Source organism: Paenarthrobacter sp. E2MeOHC11 (assembly GCF_058744955.1).
The window spans coordinates 2407864-2426350 of the sequence record NZ_CP196673.1; the positions used below are offsets into that span (position 1 = coordinate 2407864).

15 protein-coding genes and 1 riboswitch are annotated in these 18487 nt (G+C 64.3%); of the genes, 9 read left to right on the plus strand and 6 right to left on the minus strand.

The annotated features are described in order from the left end of the window. Window positions 1-88: 88 nt before the first annotated feature. The 4 genes from ACSSVG_RS11255 to ACSSVG_RS11270 all read left to right on the plus strand — a co-directional run bounded on the left by ACSSVG_RS11255 (window position 89) and on the right by ACSSVG_RS11270 (window position 3362). Window positions 89-1285, plus strand: a complete 1197-nt coding sequence (locus ACSSVG_RS11255; RefSeq protein ID WP_492418950.1) for a Re/Si-specific NAD(P)(+) transhydrogenase subunit alpha — start codon at window positions 89-91, stop codon at window positions 1283-1285. Further along, window positions 1285-1632, plus strand: coding sequence for an NAD(P) transhydrogenase subunit alpha part 2 (locus tag ACSSVG_RS11260; RefSeq protein ID WP_492418952.1), 348 nt, complete (start codon window positions 1285-1287; stop codon window positions 1630-1632). Before ACSSVG_RS11255 ends, ACSSVG_RS11260 begins: the two co-directional genes overlap by 1 nt. After that, window positions 1629-3002 carry an NAD(P)(+) transhydrogenase (Re/Si-specific) subunit beta gene (locus ACSSVG_RS11265; protein WP_231340400.1) on the plus strand — a complete coding sequence of 458 codons (1374 nt, stop codon included), beginning with the start codon at window positions 1629-1631 and terminating at the stop codon, window positions 3000-3002. The genes ACSSVG_RS11260 and ACSSVG_RS11265 overlap by 4 nt, the downstream gene beginning before the upstream one ends. 105 nt (window positions 3003-3107) lie before the next feature. Further along, on the plus strand, window positions 3108-3362 hold the full coding sequence (locus ACSSVG_RS11270) for a hypothetical protein (RefSeq protein WP_231340401.1): 255 nt from the start codon (window positions 3108-3110) through the stop codon (window positions 3360-3362). A gap of 48 nt (window positions 3363-3410) precedes the next feature. Here the strand turns inward: ACSSVG_RS11270 and ACSSVG_RS11275 are convergent, their stop codons facing one another. The 6 genes from ACSSVG_RS11275 to speB form a co-directional block, all read right to left on the minus strand. Beyond that, a complete protein-coding gene (locus tag ACSSVG_RS11275) occupies window positions 3411-4298 on the minus strand; it encodes an ACT domain-containing protein (protein ID WP_253465075.1) in 888 nt (295 codons plus the stop codon). A gap of 165 nt (window positions 4299-4463) precedes the next feature. Further along, window positions 4464-4928 carry a large conductance mechanosensitive channel protein MscL gene (mscL, locus tag ACSSVG_RS11280; RefSeq protein WP_231340403.1) on the minus strand — a complete coding sequence of 155 codons (465 nt, stop codon included), beginning with the start codon at window positions 4926-4928 and terminating at the stop codon, window positions 4464-4466. A 232-nt stretch (window positions 4929-5160) separates the two neighbouring features. Further along, window positions 5161-6453, minus strand: coding sequence for a D-arabinono-1,4-lactone oxidase (locus ACSSVG_RS11285; protein WP_492418955.1), 1293 nt, complete (start codon window positions 6451-6453; stop codon window positions 5161-5163). 29 nt (window positions 6454-6482) lie between these two features. Then, complete coding sequence (locus tag ACSSVG_RS11290; protein ID WP_492418957.1) at window positions 6483-8003, minus strand: aldehyde dehydrogenase family protein; 1521 nt, start codon at window positions 8001-8003, stop codon at window positions 6483-6485. 43 nt (window positions 8004-8046) lie between these two features. Further along, window positions 8047-9486, minus strand: coding sequence for a purine-cytosine permease family protein (locus ACSSVG_RS11295; protein WP_492418958.1), 1440 nt, complete (start codon window positions 9484-9486; stop codon window positions 8047-8049). Next, the gene (speB, locus tag ACSSVG_RS11300; protein ID WP_231340407.1) at window positions 9483-10487 is read right to left on the minus strand and encodes an agmatinase; all 1005 of its coding nucleotides are present in this window, start codon (window positions 10485-10487) and stop codon (window positions 9483-9485) included. The genes ACSSVG_RS11295 and speB overlap by 4 nt, the downstream gene beginning before the upstream one ends. A gap of 188 nt (window positions 10488-10675) precedes the next feature. Here speB and ACSSVG_RS11305 point away from each other — a divergent pair, with 188 nt between their 5' ends. The 5 genes from ACSSVG_RS11305 (at window position 10676) to glyA (ending at window position 18303) form a co-directional block, all read left to right on the plus strand. Beyond that, the gene (locus ACSSVG_RS11305; RefSeq protein WP_492418960.1) at window positions 10676-12190 is read left to right on the plus strand and encodes a PucR family transcriptional regulator; all 1515 of its coding nucleotides are present in this window, start codon (window positions 10676-10678) and stop codon (window positions 12188-12190) included. Window positions 12191-12265: 75 nt separating this feature from the next. Further along, a riboswitch (glycine riboswitch) is annotated at window positions 12266-12364 on the plus strand. Window positions 12365-12513: 149 nt separating this feature from the next. Then, window positions 12514-15372: an aminomethyl-transferring glycine dehydrogenase gene (gcvP, locus tag ACSSVG_RS11310; protein ID WP_492418962.1), complete on the plus strand. Its 2859-nt coding sequence runs from the start codon at window positions 12514-12516 to the stop codon at window positions 15370-15372. Between the two features lie 11 nt (window positions 15373-15383). Next, on the plus strand, window positions 15384-16520 hold the full coding sequence (gcvT, locus tag ACSSVG_RS11315; protein ID WP_492418964.1) for a glycine cleavage system aminomethyltransferase GcvT: 1137 nt from the start codon (window positions 15384-15386) through the stop codon (window positions 16518-16520). Window positions 16521-16603: 83 nt separating this feature from the next. Then, window positions 16604-16987 carry a glycine cleavage system protein GcvH gene (gene gcvH, locus ACSSVG_RS11320; RefSeq protein WP_492418965.1) on the plus strand — a complete coding sequence of 128 codons (384 nt, stop codon included), beginning with the start codon at window positions 16604-16606 and terminating at the stop codon, window positions 16985-16987. Continuing rightward, a complete protein-coding gene (gene glyA / locus ACSSVG_RS11325) occupies window positions 16984-18303 on the plus strand; it encodes a serine hydroxymethyltransferase (protein WP_492418966.1) in 1320 nt (439 codons plus the stop codon). The genes gcvH and glyA overlap by 4 nt, the downstream gene beginning before the upstream one ends. Window positions 18304-18487 lie beyond the last annotated feature (184 nt).

The window sequence follows — 18487 nt, forward strand, 5'->3', positions numbered from 1 at the left end:
TAGCGCAGCCCCCTACTCCCGCCCGGACCTTCGCGGTCATAGACTCATGCCAACTGGGTTCTGGAGGGTTCGGGAAGAGGGGTGGCGGGTGAAAGCAGGCATAGCGCGCGAGGCGCTCGACGGCGAGCGACGTGTGGCCGCCACGCCTGAAACGGTCAAGCAATTGGCCGGGTTGGGCCTGGAAGTTCAGATCGAGTCCGGGGCCGGATCAGCCTCCGGTCATAGCGACGACGATTACCGGCAGGCCGGCGCCTCCGTGGTCCAATCCCTGGACCTCGGGACACTGGATGTCTACTGCCACGTACGCCCCATGGAACCGTCGACGGCGGGAGCCCTTCGCCGGGGTTCTGTCACCGTCGGCTTGGGGTCGCCGTCCTCGGAGTTGCCTACCGTGAGGGCCCTCGCCGCCGGTGGGATCACATCCTTCGCCCTTGAGCTGGTTCCCCGTATTTCGCGTGCACAATCCATGGATGCGTTGACATCCCAGGCCTTGGTGGCGGGGTATCGGTGCGTCCTTGAAGCAGCCATGCGGCTACCCCGGTTCTTCCCGCTGTACATGACGGCGGCGGGGACCATCCCACCGGCCCGCGTGTTGGTGTTGGGCGCCGGTGTGGCCGGTCTCCAGGCGATCGGAACAGCCAAGCGGCTCGGCGCCCGGGTTTCCGCCAACGACATCCGCCCGGCTTCGGCTGACGAAGTAGCGTCCATGGGCGGAACGTTCATCAAGCTTGACCTCGAAACCGCTGAGGCGTCCGGTGGGTACGCACGTGAATTGAGCGCGGACCGCGGTGCCTTGCAACGCGCACTCCTGGCACCTCACGTTGCCCAGGCAGACGTGTTGATCACAACGGCCGCCGTCCCCGGCCGGAGGGCGCCGCTGCTGGTGAGCCGCGAGATGGTGCAGGGCATGCGGCCAGGCTCCGTGGTAGTGGACCTGGCGGCCGAATCCGGCGGCAATGTTGAGGGAAGCATTCCCGGGCAGGACATCCACATACCCACCGCTGACGGTCAGGGAGTGGTGACACTGGTGGGCATCAAGGATGCCGCGTCAGCGATGCCCGCGGACGCCTCACGCCTTTACGCCAAAAACGTGGCCAACCTGCTGGCGCTCATGACAAAGGATGGCGTGGTTGCCCCGGACTTTGCCGACGAAGTAGTGGCCGGCGCCTGCCTCACCCACGATGGCGAGGTCCGGCATGCGCCCACATCGGAGGCACTCACCGCGCCCGCCGGCGAAACGGCACCCGCTGGAAGTACTCATCCCGGACCTGAAGGAGTGCGCTGATGGATGGCATGAGTTTGCTGACGATCACTGTGCTGGCCGTTTTTGTGGGCTTCGAGGTTGTTTCCAAGGTTTCCAGCACACTGCATACACCCCTCATGTCCGGCGCCAACGCCATCCACGGCATCATCCTGGTGGGGGCCATCATCGTTGCTGGACAGGCTGCAGACCCGTTGGTGCTGGCGGTCGCGCTCCTCGCGGTTGTCCTGGCTACGGCCAACCTCGTCGGCGGTTTTGTGGTGACCGATCGGATGCTCGAAATGTTCCGCGGAAGGCAACGGCCGCCGTCGAAAGTTGCTCCGACGGATGCTGGAGCCGCAGGGGCCGCAATTAAGGAGCGACGCCCATGACGCTGCTCAATCCCACGTGGACGGCACTTCTGTACCTTGCGGCGGCGGCGTGCTTCATCCTCGCGCTGAAGGGCCTGAACTCACCACGGACCGCCCGGCGCGGCAACCTGATCGGAGCATTTGGCGCCCTGTTGGCAGTGGTGACGGTATTCGTATCCGTGAAACTGGACAATATTCCCTGGATTCTTGGTGCCATCGTGGTGGGCTCCGGTGTGGCTGCCCCCGTGGCCCGCAGGGTACAGATGACCCAGATGCCCCAGCTCGTGGCGCTCTTCAACGGTGTGGGCGGTGGCGCTGCGGCGCTCGTGGCATTGCTGGAACTCTCGCATACGGAAGAGCCCTGGGTTCGGGTGGCAATCGTCTTCACGCTGTTGGTGGGGGCGGTCTCCTTCGCGGGTTCCGGCGTCACCTTCGCCAAGCTCCAAGGGCTCATGACCACACGCCCGGTCACATTCCCGGGACTGCCGGTCCTGATGGCCGTCGTGTTGCTGGCCGCCGTGGGCGCCGGCGTCGTGGTGATCCTCAACGGATCCTTGGTGCTGGCGCTGGTCCTGTTGGTTTTGGGGCTTGTTACCGGAATCCTGTTGGTGCTCCCTGTGGGTGGCGCCGATGTACCCATAGTCATTTCGCTCCTGAACGCCTTCACTGGTCTGGCTGTGGCAGCCTCGGGGCTGGTGCTGGGCAATGTCCTGCTTGTGGTTGCAGGCACCTTGGTGGGGGCCTCCGGCACCATCCTTACCCGGGCCATGGCGGCTGCGATGGGGCGCAGCGTCGCAGGCATCATGTTCGGGGCGTTCAAGGGCGGATCAACGGCGGGATCGACCGCTCTGAGTGAGCGGCCGGTGCGGTCCTCCAGCGCCGAGGACGTGGCAGTCCTGCTCGGCTATGCGCAGCGGGTCATCATTGTGCCGGGGTACGGTCTCGCAGTAGCGCAAGGGCAGCACACAGCTGCCGAACTTGCCTTGGCCCTGGAAGCACGCGGTATTGAGGTGGATTTCGCCATCCATCCCGTGGCTGGAAGGATGCCGGGGCATATGAACGTGCTCCTGGCTGAAGCCAACGTTCCCTATGAGTCGCTTAAGGAAATGGGCGACATCAACTCCGAGTTTAAGACGGCCGATGTTGCCTTGGTGGTGGGCGCCAACGACGTCGTCAACCCCGCAGCGAAGACCACCTCGGGCTCGCCGATCTACGGAATGCCCATCCTGGAGGTTGCCGATGCCCGCCAGGTGGTGTTCCTCAAACGCTCCATGCGCCCCGGGTTTGCCGGGATTGAAAATGAACTCCTCTATGAGCCTCAAACCACCCTACTGTTCGGCGACGCGAAGGATTCGCTGACCAAGGTCCTGGGTGCAGTGAAGGGACTCTAGGGAAACCGTGTTTCTCCTTTTTGGGCCCCTTAACCGCGTCACGTACGGATTGGTGGGGGCACAGGTCTTGTACAGAACCATGTACAGCAGGCTAGGAGTCGTCGAGTGCAAGACCGTAAGAAAGAGTCGTTGTTTGGGTCGCGCTTCGTCCCGGCGCAGGGTAAGAGCGTCACCAACTGGAGGTTGCTGGTTGGCCAAACTGTTCAAATTTGGCGCGGTGACGACATCGTGGACCAAGGCACGGTGGAGACCGTAACTCCTGACGGCAGCGTTCTGTGGCTCACCCAAAAGGGAGCGATTGGACGGCGGATGGTGACCAAGGAACGTGGAGCGCGCCTTCGAATCCAGCTGATCAACTAAGCTGCATCGCGCACCGGCCAGGACCTTCCCGGCCGTCCGCCCGCCGTCCTAAGAACCCGCGGAAACCGTCGGACCGTATGCCAAGACCTCTGCCAATTCAGCCAGCCTGTGCGCCCGCGCCGATTCTGCCGGCGTGAAAGGCTCACCCGGGCGCGAGAACACCAAGGGCCCGTGCCAGGCCGTCGGGATCTTGAGGATGTCAGCGGACAGCCCGACGGCGGAACTCGTGTGGGGTGCCGGGTGCTCGGGATCAACGGGGACGACTTTGGCGGAAAGGAGCTCGGCGACCGCGTGGGGGAGTTCCTTGGGGTTACCGGCGATGCGGGTGGCGAGGCTCAGGGCCTTGGTTTGGCCGTCAGCCATGGCCAGAGCTGTGGTGGGCCAAACGTGGGACTCGCGCCCGCCGCCGTCGAGCAGTGCTTTCAGCAGTTCCTGTTCGGTGACATTGCCCGGGGCCGAGAGGACGAACTCGTCCATGACGGTCTCGCTTGGAGCGGCGACAGCGGCCCCCGTTGCCATCATCGGATGGACGTGCAGGCTGAGGATGTTGCTATCCAGCTTGGCGAGGGATTGGGTGATTTTCTGCAGGGACCCGGGCTGGTCGAGCAGCACCGTCCGGGCACGCCACAAGGACGGTGCCAGATTCAACGTGCGTCGTTGGCGGAGGGCCGGAGCGTGCAACCATCGCCTGAGTACTTTCGCTGCTGAGGGTTCGGCCACCCAGATGACCAGAACGGTGGCGGTGACCGCCAGGAGCAGGACCTTTGCTACATAGGGCAGATGGGTTTCCACGACTGCTGCGTGGACCAGCAGCTCGATGGGAAGCATGACCGCAATGTTGGCCAGGGTGAGTCGGGCCTTGGGCGGTTCGGGCAGCTGGCCGCAGACATCACAGAGGAGGTCCGCGGTGACGGGAGTGCTCGCGTTGGGCTTCATGTTTTCATGCTGCCCTGACCCTGTTTCGTACCGATTGCTTGTGCGTCACGTTCCGGGAACGGCCCGGTGAACGCCCGCCACGCAAGAACCCGGCGTTCTCACGGAGAGAACGCCGGGCTCAGGCCACGCAACTTAAGTGGGAGTGCTCTCGATGAGCTGTCCGTCCTAGCGGGTGCGGTCGGAATCGAGGTCGGAGTCAAGCTCCGAGATGTTGTCTGCGTCGCGGTGGCCGGCAGCTTCCTTCAGGAGGTCGCGGATTTCGGCCAGAAGGGCGGTGTCTGCCGGGAGCGGCTCTTCTTCCGGTTCCTCGGTGGAGAGGCGTTCTTTGACCAGGGAGTTAATCTTGTTCATTGGCGCCACGAAGATGAAGTAAACCACAGCTGCAGTGATGACAAAGGTCACCAAAGCGGTCAGCACCGCGCCAAAGTCGATGAAGGTGGCGGGGTTGTCCGGCCAGATGCGGAAGCCCAGTCCCTCTGCGTTCATGCCGCCGGCCGCTGCAATGACGGGGTTGATGATGTGGTTGGTGAAAGCCGCCACGAGGGCGGTGAAGGCACTGCCGATGACGACGGCAATGGCCAGCTCGATCACGTTGCCGCGAAGTATGAAGTCCTTGAAACCCTTGAACATGGATGGTCCTCCGATTGAGTGCGGGTGTCTGCCTCAGCAGAGATCAAACTACCACTCCCGGGTTTCAAGCGGGTGTAAGCGGGTGAGCGAGGGTTGGCGGGAGGGGGCCCGGGGGTGAGCGAGGGTTGGCGGGAGGGGGCCCGGGGGTGAGCGAGGGTTGGCGGGAGGGGCCCGGGGGTGAGAGAGGGTTGGTTGCTCCTCACCCCCGGCAGGCAATCAGGTCGGCGGACCGTCAGGCGAGCAGGGCCCGCGTGTGGTCGTTGAGGAACATCCCGCGGGGATCGAATTCGCGCCGGACCTGGATGAAGGTGTCCAGCTCCGGGTAGAGGCGTTCCAGCCGGCTCCGGGTCATGAAGTGGATCTTTCCCCAGTGGGCGCGCGGCTCGAATTCCTGGAGCACGGCGTCGGCGTCGCGGAAGAACTGCCAGTAGTCGGTCCCGGGCTCGGTGGTCAGCGTGATGACGGTGCTGTCGCGGCCTTGGAATTGGGACATGTAGGCGTCGTCGGACTTCACCCAGCGGACCTCAACGGGGTACTTCTGCTCGGGATACTTGCTGCGGATCAGGTCCTGGATGGCCTCGACGGCCACCAAACCGTCCTCGCTGCGGACGAAGTACTCCAGTTCGTGGAACTGTGTGGTGAAGCCGCCGGGGTAGATCCGGTAGGAACGGTCCAGTCGGGCACCCTCAACGGTGGAGAGCTGGCTTTCGTCCTGGACGGATGCGACGTTGTACCGCTTGGTGTAGCTGCGGCCACCCATGCTGTGGTCCGGCGAGCCGGGGAGGTCCAGCAGCTCACAAGAGTCGTCCTCAGGGCACCAGAGGAACGAGTAGTGGCGGTTGTCGTCGATGTCGGCCTGCCACGTGGCCGCGGTTTCCGCCCACGTTGGGTAGGTGATCTGTTCCTGCAGGTAATAGCTGTCTTCAACGGCCAACTCGACTTCCAGGAAGATCCCCAACGTTCCCAGCGCTGTCTGTGCGGCACGGAGTTCGCGGAGCTGGCCCTCGCCGATCTCCACGATTTCGCCGTAGCCGTTGATCAGCTTCACCCAGCGCAGTTTGGAGGAGAAGCTGCCCAAATCCTTACCGGATCCGTGGGTGCTGGTGGCCAAGGCGCCGGCGATCTGCTGCTTGTCGATGTCGCCCTGGTTGCTGAGCGCCAGTCCCTTCTCCCACAGGGCATCCCCGAAAGCGTTGATGGTGGTGCCGGCAAGCGCACGGGCCCGGCGTCCGGGCTGGTCAGTGCCCGTAATGGCTGAGAGCCCGGACATGTCCATCAGCACGCCGCCGGTCTGGACCAACGGTGAGGAGGAGTGCCCTGAGCCGACCGCCCGCACTGGCAAACCTTCGCGGATGGCGAACCGGACGGCGTCGAGCGCTTCTTGTTCATTCCTGGGCCGAACGGTAAAGGCGGGGGTCGCGCTTTGGTTCCCGCCCCAGTTGGTCCAGGTGGCGTCTGTGGCGAAGGGGGCTGTGGGAGTGGCTGCGGCCGGTACGCCCGATGCCCGGGAAACATGAGTTGTCATGGTTGAAGCTCCGTTGCTTGTCTGAACGCTCACGCGCCGTGGTTGATCATGACGTGCTTGGTGCGCGAGTAGTCATCCAGGGCGTAGAGCGAGAGGTCGCGGCCGTAGCCGGAACCCTTGAATCCGCCCCACGGTACCTCGCACGCCAGGACAAGGTGCGCATTGACCCACACCGTGCCGAAGTCCAACTGCTTGGGTATGCGGAGGGAAAGGCTTGAATCGCGCGTCCACACCGAGGCTGACAGGCCGTACGGGCTCTCATTGGCCCGGGTCACGGCTTCCTCGGTGGTGCTGAAGGTCTCCACCGTGACGACGGGGCCGAAGATCTCGTGCGTGGCGATGTGCGCCCCGGCCGGCACGTTGCTGATGACCGTGGGCTCGATAAAGTAGCCGGGACCTTCCAGCGCCGAACCGCCAAGAGCCACGTTGAGGCCAGCCTCGCGGGCCTCAGCCAGCGATTCCTTGACCCGTTCGTAGTGCGGGAGGGAGATCATGGGGCCGATTTCGACGTCGTCGCCTGCATCGGGGGCTCCGACCACCAAGGTGCTGACTTCGCGTACCAGGTGTTCCGTGAACTCTTCGGCCACGGACTCGTGAACCAGGACGCGGCAGGCAGCGCCGCAATCCTGGCCGGCGTTCCAGAAGCCGGCATTGCGTACACCGGCAGCGGCTGCGCGGAGGTCGGCGTCGGGGAAGACGACAACAGGAGCCTTGCCGCCGAGCTCCAGGTGCACGCGCTTGACGGACTTCGCGGCGGTTTCGGCCACTGCCTGGCCGCTGACGACGCTGCCGGTCAGTGCGACCAAGGCAATGTCCGGGTGCTCGGACAGCCTCTGCCCCACAGTCCGGCCGCGTCCGGTGACGACGTTGAGGATGCCATCCGGAATGCGTCCGGCCAGCACTTCCACCAGCTTCAACGTGGACAGCGGAGTCTGCTCGGAAGGCTTGATGACGATGCTGTTGCCGGCTGCGAGGATGGGCGCGATCTTCCATGCGGCCATCAGCAGCGGGTAGTTCCACGGGGTGATGACGCCCACTACGCCCACGGGTTCACGGAGGATCACGGAGGTGTGGCCCGTGGCGTAGTCGCCGCCGGCCATGGAGGTCAGGGTGCGTGAGGCCCCGGCCATGAACCGGAAGGTGTCGATGGTGCTGGAGACATCGTCCTCGGACACGGCCTGCGGTTTGCCGGTGTTGGCTGACTCGATGACCTCGAAGGCTACGCGGTTCTCCTCGATGATGTTCGCGATGAGGTTCAGGACGTCAGCGCGTTCCTTCGGGGTGGTGGCACCCCAGGTCTTTTGGGCCACGACGGCGGCGGCAACAGCGACGTCGACATCATCGGCCGTGCCGGCCTGCACTGAAGCGATGACAGCCTCGGTGGTGGGATCCACGACGTCGATGGACTGGCCCGAAGAGCCGGGGACGAAGGAACCGTTGATGAAGTGGCCCGCCGGAGGCAGGGGCAACGGGAGGGCAGGGACGCTGTCGATCTGTGAAGAACCGGTGGTGGCGCGTCGGACGGTGAACTGTTCGGTCTGGGTGGTCATGATGATTCGCTTTCAGATCAGGGGGTGGTCGGATGAGGGCTGATCAGATCAGGTCCGGGGTGAGTGCAGTGGCGGGAAAGGGGGCGGCTTCTGTCTTCTTGCCGAACAGCCGGGCCGCGAAGTAATAGAGGGGAGCGACGACGACGAGGCCGACGATCCATGAGATATCCACGCCGCCCATCGCCGCGGCCAGCGGGCCGGTGTAGATGGCGGTGGCCGAGAAGGGGACCTGGATGAGGGCGCCTGCTACGTAGGAGCCGATGGCGACCCAATTGAACCGCCCGTACACGCCGCCGTCGCGCTTGAAGAAGTCTTCAACCCGGTAGTCGCCGTGCCGCAGAAGGTAGTAGTCCACCAGGTTGATGGCCGTCCAGGGAACCAGGACGTACATGAGGAAGGAGAGGAAGTTGGTGTAGAAGAGGATGAAGTTGTCGCGGGCAAACAGGGCGATGGAGACGGCGACGACGAAGAGGATGATCGCGGCAATGCTGCGCGTCTTGGCCCGTGGCAACCAGGAGGGCTTGAAGGTTTGCCCGATGGTGAGGGTGCAGAGTACGCCGCAGTACAGGTTCATGGCGTTCGAGGCCGCGACGCCCAGGCAGAAGATGCCCACGATGATCAGTGTCCATGGTTGGAGCAGGGCGCCCAGGCTTCCGACGATTTCGACGTCGCCGGTGTTCATGGAGACGGCGAGCGTTCCCACCAAAGCGCCGAGAATCATGGGGAACAGGGTTCCCAGGACACAGCCTGAGTAGGAGGCCCAGAACGCCGGAGCCGAGCCCGTGCCTTGCGGCATGTAGCGGGAGTAGTCGGAGACGTAAGGGGCGTAGGCCAGCTGCCACAGGGCGGAGACGGAGATGGTCCCCATGAAGCCGACCCAGTTGAAGTTGCCCGTCTCCAGGAAGTTGCCGGGCAATCCGTGGACCACCAGGATCCAGCCGAAGGCCAGCAACAGTGCCAGCCCAGCGGCAACGCTGAGGACACGTGCATAGGCGTGGATGAGCCGGTAGCCGAAAATCGTGGCGATGACGCTGACGACGCCGATGATGATGATGCCCGCGTCAACACTGATGCCTGGGCTCACAGCTGCCATTGCTTCGCCGCCGAACACGAGGTTCGCCGCGAAGAAGCCGACGTACATGACCACCACGATGACCACGATCAACAGAGCCCCGAAGGAGCCGAATTGGCCACGGGTCTGGATCATCTGGGCCACACCCAGCTGAGGGCCTTGGGCCGAGTGCAGCGCCATGAAGATGCCACCCACAACGTTGCCGATGATGATGCCCACGATCGCCGGGACGAAGCCCAGGCCGAACACCGTGGTGGCGAGTCCGCCGGTCACGATGGTCATGATCATGATGTTGGAGCCGAACCAGATGGTGAAGAGGTCGCGGGCTTTGCCATGGCGCTCGTTGGCCGGGATCGGCTGGATGGTCTTGTCCTCGAGCCGCGGGACCTCAGTTGTTGGCGCGGTGCTCATGACGCGGTCCGGGATGCTGAAGCGAGTTCACGAACAACGGCGGTGTCTGCCTTGCTGCGGTTCACCATGAGCCCCAGGAGGTCGAAGACAAGGGTGGCCGCGGCGACCGTGGTGATGTCCGCATGGTCGTACGCCGGGGCGACTTCCACGACGTCGGCACCCACGATGTTGATGCCGTTCAGCCCGCGGAGCAAAGCCAGGAGCTCGCGGGAGTGAAGCCCGCCCATCTCCGGGGTGCCCGTGCCGGGGGCGAAGGCCGGGTCCAGCACGTCAATGTCGATGGAAACGTAAACGGGGGTATCGCCGAGCCTGTCCTTCACACGCTGGATTGCTGCCGGGACGCCAATGACGTCCAGGTCCGAGCAGCGGATGATCTGGAAGCCGAATTCGTGGTCGCGGAGGAAGTCGTTGCGGTCATAGACCGGGCCGCGGATACCCACGTGCATGGACTTGTCCTCCACCAACAGGCCTTCTTCGAACGCCCGCCGGAAGATGGTGCCATGCGTGATCGGCTGATCAAAGTACGTATCCCAGGTGTCCAGGTGGGCGTCGAAGTGCAGCAGCGCTACCGGGCCGTGGACCTTGTTCAGGGCCCGCAGCATGGGAAGGGCGATGGTGTGGTCACCACCGATAGAGATGAGCCGCTTGTCTTCGCTCATCAAAGGCAATGCCTGCTCTTCGATCTCCCGGACCGCCCGGGTGATGTCGTAGGGGGTGCAGGCGATGTCGCCGGCATCCACCACTTGGGCTTCGTACACCGGTTCAACGTCGAGCTCCGGGTGGTACCCGGGGCGCAGGAGGCGCGAGGCCTCGCGGACTGCGGCAGGGCCGAAACGGGCGCCGGGCCGGAAGGAGGTTCCGCCGTCGAACGGGACGCCCACGATCGCAATGTCGTAGTCGGGAACACGGTCGATTTGGGGGAGGCGGGCGAAGGTGCCGAGGCCAGCAAACCGGGGGACTTTGGTGGCGTCGACAGGGCCGATGGGCTTGTGCGTTGTCATTGACCGATCCTTGGGTTGAGGGGTGCTCGCCGTTGAGCGGGAAGTAGTAATTCCATTCTTGGTGACGCGGATCACTCCGGATAGCGCTACATTGACTACAAATAGTCGAGGCGTTTAGACGAATGTCTAACCGCCCCTGGAAGAGGCGGGAAAACGCGCCGCCACAGCAGAGAACCGGAGCGTAAGAGATGGCAATCACCGTCGCCGAACTCGTCGCCGAACCGCAGTTGGGACTCACGCTCCTGGCCGGATCGGCCGGCGCGGACAACCGCATCACCTGGGCCCACACCTCGGACCTGCCCAGGCTGTGGGAGTGGGTCACGGGCGGCGAACTCATGATGACCAACGGCCTGTCCATTCCTGCCGATGCGGACGGGCAGGTGGCGCTCGCCGAGGCCCTCATGGACAGCGGCGCCAGTGCATTGGCGATCGGCGAGAAGATGCACGCGCCACCGCTGACCGCCGAATTCCTGGCCGCTTGCGACCGGCTGCCTTTGCCCCTGCTCAACATTCCGTACCCGCTGCCGTTCATAGCCATCGCCCGGTCGGTTGCCGAGTCCTCCCTGCTCGAAGAATCCCGCCGGCTCCGGCAGACGGCGCGCGTCTACGATCTGCTGCGCACCGTGGGTGCCTCGGAAGACCACTGGCAGAGCCTGGTCCAGCGGCTGGCGACCGAGCTCGACGCAGAGCTGTTCGTGGTGGACCGCCGCTGCCTCCATCCTTGGCACCCGGAGGGGAAGGCGCTTCCGGAGTTCCTCGCCGATGCCTGGGCTCCGTCGTCCGGGCACGTGTCGCCGGCAGGGAAGAACTTCCAGTGGCACCGCATCCGGGGCAGGCATGTGCTGACCATGGACATCCCCACCCACGCCAACGCGCTCCTGGTGGTGCTGCCCAACAGTGAACCGCACCCGGACGCCGTCGTACTTCTCCACGCCGCAACCGTGCTGGGACTGCAACTTTCGCGCATCGTGCTGTCGCTGGAGGGCCGCCACCGGCTGGCCGGCGAGTTCCTGCTGCAGGCCATGGATGGACGCCTGGGAGTGGCCGAAATGGAGAGTCGGCTCGCCGCATTTGAGGTTCCGCCGCAAGGATTCCTGCTCGCCTCGATGGCGGCGGACGCCGCGGATCGAGCAGCGGACGACGGCGACAGGCTGGCCAACGTGCACATCGAACTGTGGCGGCATGGGGTTGCGTCTGCGTCCTTGAAGCGGAACAACAGGCTCCACGTGGTGGTCCCGGCAGACGTGCCTGACGACATCCTGGTGCACTGCGCCGGCTTGGAAACGCTGATCGGAATCAGCGCGCCTGCAGCCGTTGCGAACATCCAGCGCGCGTTGCAGGAGTCCCTCTGGGCGCTGGGTTCAGCCCGGGCCAACAGGCTCAGGCTGTCCCGCTATGCGGAGGGGCCATCGTGGCTGGGACTCACCGGTTTTGAGGAAGGAACGGCGCTGGTCCGGCGTCTTCTCGGCCCGATTTTTGACTACGAGCAGAGCCAGGAAGGCGATCTCCTTGTCACTCTGAGGACGTATTTGGACTCGCAGCGTTCGTGGCAGAAAACCGCGACAGCCCTGTTCGCGCACCGGCAAACCATCATCTACCGGATACGGAAAATCGGTGAATTGACGGGGCTGGACATGGGTGAAACGTCCACTGTTGCCCAGCTCTGGTTTGCGCTGCAGATCCACGAGGCGATGCACCAGTAGCGTCACCTTGCTTGCGCTTTTTCGAAATGACCCGCTATGGTGTGAAGCGTGTCACTTATGGTGACGCAACGCTTTTGATCTGCGGCGGGAGAGTCCTGCCGGTACATCCAGTCAGGCGCCGTAGGAGCAAATCCTCCCCAGGAATCTCTCAGGCCCATGTACCGCCGCGGTTAGGCAACTCTGGAAAGCAGTCCGGGTAACCGGGCTCACCGACGGTGCAAGCAGGCAACCATCCCTGCGGAATCTCTCAGGTCCAATACAGAGCGGGGAGGAACCCCACATCATCGTGGCGCTCACTGGGCGCCTGACTCATGGAGTTCCTCTTGACTGTTCAATCAACCCCCACCGCCTTCGCGGACCGGCATATCGGCGCCCGCCGCCAAGCCGACGTTGACACCATGCTCAAGGCCATCGGCTACGACTCTGTCGACGGGCTGGTGGACGTCGCCGTCCCCGATTCCATCCGGCAGGAAACTGCACTGAGGCTTTCGAGCGGAAACGACGCCCTCACCGAGGTGCAGGTCCTCGCCCAGCTCCGCAAGCTCGCGTCCAAGAACAAGACCGCAGTACAGATGATCGGCCAGGGCTACTACGACACCGTCACGCCGCCGGTCATCCGCCGCAACATCCTGGAAGCTCCTGCCTGGTACACCGCGTACACGCCGTACCAGCCGGAGATTTCCCAGGGCCGCCTCGAAGCGCTGCTCAACTTCCAGACCATGGTGCAGGACCTCACGGGACTTCCCGTAGCCAACGCCTCGCTCCTGGATGAAGCCACCGCCGTGGCCGAGGCCGTGCTGCTGATGCGCCGCGCCAACAAGTCCAAGACGGCCAAGGACGGCAAGACCGTCCTGGACGCAGACCTCCTCCCGCAGACCATCGCCATTGTGAAGGGTCGCGCCGAGGCACTGGGCTTCGAGGTCGAGATTGCCGACCTCTCAGCCGGACTTCCCGACGGCGACATCAACGGCATCGTCCTGCAGCAGCCGGGCGTTTCCGGCCGGGTTTTTGACCACACTTCTGTGATTGCCGAGGCCAAGGAACGCGGTGCCTTGGTTACCGTGGCCGCGGATTTGCTGGCGCTCACCCTCATCACGCCCCCGGGCGAGCAAGGTGCGGACATCGCCGTCGGAACCGCGCAGCGCTTCGGTGTTCCGCTGTTCTTCGGCGGCCCGCACGCCGCGTACATGGCCGTCCGTGAAGGCATGGAACGCACCCTTCCCGGCCGCATCGTGGGCGTCTCCAAGGACAATGCCGGTGTCCCCGCCTACCGTTTGGCACTCCAGACCCGCGAGCAGCACATCCGCCGCGAGAAGGCCACGTCCAACATCTGTACCGCCCAGGCTTTGCTCGCCATTGTGGCTTCGATGTACGCCGTTTATCACGGCCCCGAGGGCCTGAAGTCGATCGCCGAAACCGTCCACGGCCACGCCCGCGTTTTGGCTTCTGCCCTGCAGAAGGCCGGCCGCGAACTCGTCTCCGAGGCCTTCTTCGACACCCTTACCGTCCGCGTTCCCGGCAAGGCTGACAAGGTCATCGCCGCCGCCGAGGCCCGTGGCATCAACCTGCGGCTCATCGATGCGGACACCGTTGGCATCAGCATTGATGAAACCACGACGCCGGAGGTCCTCTCCGCGGTAGCCGTCGCCTTTGGAGCCGGTCCGGTAGGGGACGCTTCCGGGTTCGAACTGCCTTCCGAGGTGGTCCGCAGCAGCGATTTCCTGCAGCACCCGGTGTTCAACACGCACCGTTCCGAGACGCAGCTGTTGCGCTATATCCGCAAGCTGTCCGACCGGGACCTCGCGCTGGACCGCACCATGATCCCTTTGGGTTCGTGCACCATGAAGCTGAACGCCACCGCTGAGATGGAAGCCATCTCCTGGCCGGAGTTCGCCTCGATCCACCCGTTCGCACCGGACCACCAGACAGCTGGTTGGCGTGAACTGATCTCCGACCTCGAAGCGGACCTGACGGAGATCACGGGCTATGACCAGGTCTCCATCCAGCCCAATGCCGGTTCCCAGGGTGAGCTGGCGGGCTTGCTGGCGATCCGCGGCTACCACCTGTCCCGTGGCGACGAGCAGCGCACTGTCTGCCTGATCCCTGCGTCGGCGCACGGCACCAACGCAGCTTCCGCAGTGTTGGCGGGCATGAAGGTTGTTGTGGTGGCCACGGCAGCCGACGGCACCATCGACCACGCGGACCTGACCGCCAAGATCGAGGCCAACAAGGACGTCCTGTCCTGCATCATGATCACCTACCCCTCCACGCACGGCGTGTACGACGCCGACGTTCGCGAAGTCTGCGATGCGATCCACGCCGCCGGTGGCCAGGTGTACGTAGACGGAGCCAACCTGAATGCCTTGGTTGGCTTGGCACAGCCGGGCAAGTTCGGCGGGGACGTGTCCCACCTGAACCTGCACAAGACCTTCTGCATCCCGCACGGTGGCGGTGGGCCGGGCGTTGGTCCGGTTGCTGCCAAAGCCCACTTGGCTCCCTTCATGCCGGGCGATGCGAACAGCGCTGACTCTTCCAACACTGGCGTTGCCATCTCGGCCTCGCGCTACGGCTCTGCCGGTGTGCTGCCGATTTCCTGGGCGTATGTGAAGCTCATGGGCGGCGAAGGATTGACCGAAGCAACCAAGTCCGCGTTGCTGGCAGCCAACTACGTTGCCTCCCGCCTGGATGAGCACTTCCCCATCCTCTACACGGGTGAGGGCGGACTCGTGGCGCACGAGTGCATCCTGGACCTCCGCGAGCTGACTGCTCGCACGGGTGTCACTGCGGAAGACGTTGCCAAGCGCCTGATCGACTTCGGCTTCCACGCACCTACCCTGGCCTTCCCGGTGGCCGGCACCTTGATGGTGGAACCGACCGAGTCCGAGGACCTGGCCGAGATCGACCGTTTCATCGAAGCCATGATCACCATCCGCGCCGAGATCGAGCAGGTGGCCATCGGTGATTTCACTGTTGAGAAGTCGCCGTTGCGCAACGCGCCGCACACGGCTGCCGCCGTCGTGAATTCCGGCTGGGACCGCGACTACCCGCGTGAGCAGGCCGCGTTCCCGGTCCACCACCTCAAGCAGGACAAGTACTTCCCGCCTGTTGGACGCATCGACGGCGCCGCCGGTGACCGCAACCTGGTCTGCTCCTGCCCTCCGCTTGAAGATTTTGAAAACTAAGGACTCCCGACATGTCTGAGAACTACACCGCTCTCTATGAGCAGCACAAAAAGGCCGGCGCTTCCTTCACGGACTTCGGTGGCTGGCAGATGCCCCTGAAGTACGAGTCCGAGCTCGCCGAGCACCACGCCGTCCGCAACGCAGCGGGCGTGTTCGATCTCTCCCACATGGGCGAAGTCTGGGTCACCGGCCCGGACGCTGCGGCCTTCCTGGACTACGCCCTGGTGGGCAAGCTGTCGGCGATCGCCGTGGGCAAGGCGAAGTATTCGCTGATCTGCAATGCCGACGGCGGAATCATCGACGACCTCATTACCTACCGTCGCCCGTCTCCCGAGGAGGGCGGGGACAAGTATCTTGTGGTCCCCAATGCGGGCAACGCCAAGGTGGTCGCGGCGGCGCTCCTGAAGCGCGCGGCCGGTTTCGACGTCGCCGTCGAGGACGTTTCTTCCGAGACGTCACTCATCGCCGTGCAGGGCCCGAATGCTGAAGCCATCCTGCTGAAGCTGGTCCCCGCCGAGCAGTACGCACTGGTGACGGAGCTGAAGTACTACGCAGCCGTCGAGGTGTCCATCAACGGGCAGGACCTGTTGCTCGCCCGCACCGGCTATACCGGGGAAGACGGCTTCGAGATCTACATCCCGAACGTTGATGCACCCGGTCTCTGGGAGGCATTGCTCGAAGCCGGCGAAGGCCACGGCCTCATCCCGGCCGGACTCGCCGCCCGTGATTCGCTCCGCCTGGAAGCCGGCATGCCCCTCTACGGCAACGAGCTCTCCCAGCACGTCAACGCTTACGCGGCAGGCCTTGGCCCGGTTGTTTCCCTGGCCAAGGAAAGCGACTTCATTGGCCGCGATGCACTGACCGCCATCAAGGCCGCCGGCGTCGGGTCGACCATCGGGCAGAAGCTCGTAGGCCTCAAAGGCACCGGCCGCCGAGCCGCACGTGGACATTATTCGGTCCTCAAGGACGGCTCGCTCATCGGCGAAGTCACCTCCGGCCAGCCGAGCCCGACGCTCGGTTACCCGGTAGCGATGGCCTATGTCGACGTCGAGCATTCAGAGCCGGGCACGATCGTGGAAGTGGACTTGCGCGGCAAGGCCGAACCTTTCGAAGTGGTTCAGCTCCCGTTCTACAAGCGCCAAAAATAGGGATTTTGTGTACACATAACGCCCTAATGACGCCCCGTTGAGGGCATCAGCTGTACAAAAATTCTCAGAAAGAAGGAAGTGGAATGAGCAAGGTAGTTGCTGAATTGAAATACTCGGCTGAGCATGAGTGGGTTGCCGTCGAGGGTGACGGACCTGTGGGGATCGGGATCTCCGCAGTGGCCGCTGACGCCTTGGGCGACATTGTGTACGTGGACCTGCCCGAGGTTGGTTCGACCGTGACCGCGGGCGAGACCTGTGGCGAGGTGGAGTCCACCAAATCGGTGTCTGACCTGTACTCGCCCGTGACCGGTGAGGTGACCGAGATCAACGACGCCGTCGTCAGCGATCCGGCCCTGATCAACAACGATCCCTATGGCGCAGGCTGGCTGTTCAAGGTGGCCGCAACCGAAGAGGGGCCGCTCATGTCGGCTGAAGAATACGCTGCAACGAACGGTGGAGAACTGTGAACCCGGTGTCCGTAACTGAGTACCAGCAGGTTGTGTCGGCGTCGTTGGATGCCCAGCTGTCCGAGCTGGATCCTGAGATCGCTGCGAAGATCGACGACGAACTGGGTCGCCAGCGCGACGGCCTGGAAATGATCGCCTCCGAAAACCACACCGCCGTTGCCGTGATGCAGGCACAGGGCTCAGTCCTGACCAACAAGTACGCCGAGGGCTACCCGGGCAAGCGCTACTACGGTGGCTGCGAGCACGTGGATGTGATCGAGCAGCTCGCCATCGACCGCATCAAAGCCCTGTTTGGCGCAGACTTCGCGAACGTCCAGCCGCACTCCGGTGCACAGGCCAACGCCTCGGTGATGCACGCCCTCATAAAACCGGGCGACACCATCATGGGCCTCAACCTCGCCCACGGCGGCCACCTCACCCACGGCATGCGGATCAACTTCTCCGGCAAGCTCTACAACGTGGTCCCGTACGGCGTCCGCGAGGACACCCACACCGTGGACATGGCCGAGGTCGAGCGCCTGGCGCAGGAACACAAGCCCGCGCTGATCGTGGCTGGCTGGTCCGCTTATGCGCGGCAGCTGGACTTCGCTGAGTTCCGGCGGATCGCCGACTCCGTGGGCGCCTACCTCATGGTCGATATGGCCCACTTCGCGGGCTTGGTTGCCGCGGGCCTGCACCCCTCGCCGGTCCCGCATGCCCACGTCACCACCTCCACCACACACAAGACCCTCGCCGGTCCCCGTGGCGGCATCATCCTCTCCAACGACGCCGACATCGCCAAGAAGATCAACTCGGCAGTGTTCCCCGGCCAGCAGGGCGGTCCGCTGGAGCACGTGATCGCCGGCAAGGCTGTCGCGTTCAAGATCGCCGCGTCCGAGGAGTTCCGTGAACGTCAGGAACGCGTCTTGGCCGGCGCCCGGATCCTCGCCGAGCGGCTTACCCGCGAAGACGTTGCGGCGAAGGGCATCAGCGTTGTCTCCGGCGGCACGGATGTACACCTGGTCCTCGTTGACCTGCGCAACTGCGAACTCAACGGCCAGCAGGCCGAGGACCGCCTCGCCGCGATCGACATCACCGTCAACCGCAACGCCGTCCCGTTCGACCCGCGCCCGCCCATGGTCACCTCCGGCCTGCGCATCGGCACTCCGGCGCTCGCCACGCGCGGCTTCGGAGAAGCGGCCTTCCACGAGGTTGCGGACATCATCGCCGAAGTGTTGATCGCCGACGCCGATGCGGACCTTTCCGGGCTGCGTCACCGCGTTGATGTCCTCGCGAAGGCGCACCCGCTGTACCCGGGAGTCGCGAACCTCGGCTAATCGGGGGTTTTGGCTCGTCGACCGCGACGACCTCTGCATGCTCGGTCGCTAAAGCGCCCGCTGAGCGGACGCGAAGCTCCCTTGGACGCATGCTGCCGGACGCCGCGGTCGACGGTAGGTGACTCCTGGCTCAGCCATCATTCGCTTGTGATGGCTAGGTCCAGCTGCCGGAGGTGTTCTTCGG

What these genes read in the sequence shown, in the direction of transcription:
- ACSSVG_RS11265 (WP_231340400.1), top strand. Translation starts at nt 1,629, where the DNA reads ATGACGCTGCTCAATCCCACGTGGACGGCACTTCTGTACCTTGCGGCG.
- ACSSVG_RS11285 (WP_492418955.1), bottom strand. Translation starts at nt 6,453, where the DNA reads ATGACAACTCATGTTTCCCGGGCATCGGGCGTACCGGCCGCAGCCACT.
- gcvT (WP_492418964.1), top strand. Translation starts at nt 15,384, where the DNA reads ATGTCTGAGAACTACACCGCTCTCTATGAGCAGCACAAAAAGGCCGGC.
- ACSSVG_RS11275 (WP_253465075.1), bottom strand. Translation starts at nt 4,298, where the DNA reads ATGAAGCCCAACGCGAGCACTCCCGTCACCGCGGACCTCCTCTGTGAT.
- speB (WP_231340407.1), bottom strand. Translation starts at nt 10,487, where the DNA reads ATGACAACGCACAAGCCCATCGGCCCTGTCGACGCCACCAAAGTCCCC.
- ACSSVG_RS11305 (WP_492418960.1), top strand. Translation starts at nt 10,676, where the DNA reads ATGGCAATCACCGTCGCCGAACTCGTCGCCGAACCGCAGTTGGGACTC.
- gcvH (WP_492418965.1), top strand. Translation starts at nt 16,604, where the DNA reads ATGAGCAAGGTAGTTGCTGAATTGAAATACTCGGCTGAGCATGAGTGG.
- ACSSVG_RS11290 (WP_492418957.1), bottom strand. Translation starts at nt 8,003, where the DNA reads ATGACCACCCAGACCGAACAGTTCACCGTCCGACGCGCCACCACCGGT.
- ACSSVG_RS11260 (WP_492418952.1), top strand. Translation starts at nt 1,285, where the DNA reads ATGGATGGCATGAGTTTGCTGACGATCACTGTGCTGGCCGTTTTTGTG.
- mscL (WP_231340403.1), bottom strand. Translation starts at nt 4,928, where the DNA reads ATGTTCAAGGGTTTCAAGGACTTCATACTTCGCGGCAACGTGATCGAG.
- ACSSVG_RS11295 (WP_492418958.1), bottom strand. Translation starts at nt 9,486, where the DNA reads ATGAGCACCGCGCCAACAACTGAGGTCCCGCGGCTCGAGGACAAGACC.